Annotated in this window: 3 protein-coding genes; 2 read left to right on the forward strand and 1 reads right to left on the reverse strand. The window is 29.3% G+C overall.

Features of this window, described 5'->3' with window-relative positions; all coding sequences use genetic code 11:
- Positions 1–680, forward strand: a 680-nt coding sequence (locus DOK76_RS13015) for a restriction endonuclease subunit S (protein WP_242542324.1), incomplete at its 5' end; no start/stop codon positions are given.
- Positions 681–761: 81 nt separating this feature from the next.
- On the forward strand, positions 762–1,694 hold the full coding sequence (locus DOK76_RS13020; RefSeq protein WP_206968457.1) for a site-specific integrase: 933 nt from the start codon (positions 762–764) through the stop codon (positions 1,692–1,694).
- A 42-nt stretch (positions 1,695–1,736) separates the two neighbouring features.
- Here DOK76_RS13020 and DOK76_RS13025 read toward each other — a convergent pair.
- A partial coding sequence (locus tag DOK76_RS13025) for a restriction endonuclease subunit S (RefSeq protein WP_242542332.1) occupies positions 1,737–2,393 on the reverse strand: 657 nt, incomplete at its 5' end.

Consider the following 2,393-nt stretch of genomic DNA (forward strand, 5'->3'; position numbering starts at 1 on the left):
AAACTATCACTCTTCAAGAGCGAGAGTTAGAGTTATTAAACGAGCAGAAAAAAGGACTTTTACAAAAATTATTCCCTAAAGATATGCAAAGTTTACCTGATATCAGATTTGAGCATTTTGAGGACCTGTGGGAACAGCGTAAGTTGGAAGACGAATTTGAAAAGGTAAACGAAAGAAATGATGGAACATTTAATAGAGAACATTGGATATCAGTAGCTAAAATGTATTTTCAAGATCCTGAAAAAGTTCAGTCTAACAACATAGACTCACGTACATATGTTATGAGAGAGGGAGATATTGCATTTGAAGGCCATCCTAATTCAAATTTTAAGTTTGGAAGATTTGTCGCTAATGATATTGGACCTGGAGTAGTATCGGAACTCTTTCCAATATATAGACATATTACAGATTATGATAATAATTATTGGAAAAATGCAATCCAGTTGGAAACTATCATGGCTCCTATATTCGCTAAATCAATAACTTCTTCTGGAAATTCCTCAAATAAATTAGATGTATCTCACTTTTTAAGGCAAAAAATAAATGTACCAGATATCAAAGAACAAGTTAAATTAGGTCATTTCTTCAAACAATTTGATGAAACTATCACTCTTCAAGAGAAGGAACTAGAAAAATTAAAAAAGCTTAAAAAAGCTTTTCTACAAAAAATGTTTATATAAATTTAATTTACAATCGAATCACCCTCTTAGATAATATACAAGATGTTTTGACATCTAAAATTATTTAAGGGGGCATTTTTTGTGGTTAGTAACAAAAAAAGAAGGGAACAAACATTTTACGAATATTTTAAGGAGTGGATTACTCTTTATAAAGTTGGGGCTATCCGTGATATTACATTACAAAAATATTATATAACAGAGCAAAGATTATTTGAGTTAGCGCCAAATTTAAAAATGAAAGATTTAGATAGATACAGTTATCAAAGTATTTTGAATGAGTATGCTTTAACACATGAAAAACAAACTACAATGGATTTTCATCATCAACTAAAAGGAGCTATTTTAGATGCGGTAGATGATGGTATATTAACTCAAAATCCTACAAGAAAAATAGTGATAAAAGGTAAAGAGCCTCGAGCAAAAAAAGCAAAGTTTTTGAATCAGTTTGAAGTGCAAAAATTACTAAAAGAATTAAATTTAGCAGAGGAAATTAATTGGGATTGGTTTATTCTGCTAACTGTTAAAACTGGACTTCGATTTTCAGAAGCTTTAGCTTTAACACCTTTAGATTTTGATTTTTCAAATCAAAAAATTATTATCAATAAAACATGGAATTATAAAAATACAAAAGGATTTTTTCAGTCAACAAAAAACGAGTCGTCTAATCGAAAAATTCAAATAGATTGGCAACTAGCTATGCAATTTTCTCAGTTAATTAAAAATAAAGATCCAGAAAAACCAATTTTTGTAAAAAACAGAGTGTTTAATTCCACAATAAATAATCGCTTAAAATTACTATGTCATAAAGCAGAAATACCAGTCATAAGCGTACATAGTCTTAGACATACTCATGCATCTTTGCTGCTATTTGCTAATGTTTCAATCGCAAGTGTTGCCAATAGGTTAGGTCATTCAAGTATGACTACTACGCAAGAAACATATCTACACATCATTCAAGAATTAGAAAACCAAGATAACGAAAAGATTATTCGTCATTTATCTATGCTTATGTAAAAAAATCCATCTAGTTAATTATCAATAACTAGATGGATTTTTTCATATAAACATTTTTTGAAGAAAAGCTTTTTTAATTTGTTGAATATTCTCTAATTTCTTCTCTTGAAGATGAATAGTTTCATCAAGCTGCTTGAAGAAGTTGCCTATTTTGATTTGTTCTTCTTTTTTCGGTATCAAAAAAATAGTATTAGATACTTTTTTCCAATCAGAACGTGGCATCTTTGTACCAGATGTATCATTTGCGACTTTTTGAAACTTACTTGCTTGAATTAATGAATAAATAAAAATAGATTCTGATTGAATTGCTCTTAATACCCAAAAATCCCCTAAAGCAACACCTTTAAAATTAGGATATAACCAATTTTTTAAATATGGTCGTAATTTCCCATATAAAATATCATTAGGTTCAAATTCGACTCCTTTTCTATTATCAAATTTTTCTGTTACATCTTTATTTAATCTACCTTCACCAGCGTATATATCTTCAAATTCAACTTTTGGTAACGTGTCTGAACTTGAGTTTTTATTAACTCGGTCTATTATGTTAGTAAACTTACGCTGTTCCCACGCTGACTCAAAGTGTTCAAATCTGATATCAGGTGAACTTTGCATATCTTTAGGGAATAATTGTTGTAAAAAACCTTTTTTCTGCTTTTTTAATAACTCTAACTCTCGTTCTTGAAGAGTGATAGTTTC

Origin of the sequence: Candidatus Vagococcus giribetii, from assembly GCF_017316185.1 — a bacterium.
Classification (GTDB): domain Bacteria; phylum Bacillota; class Bacilli; order Lactobacillales; family Vagococcaceae; genus Vagococcus; species Vagococcus giribetii.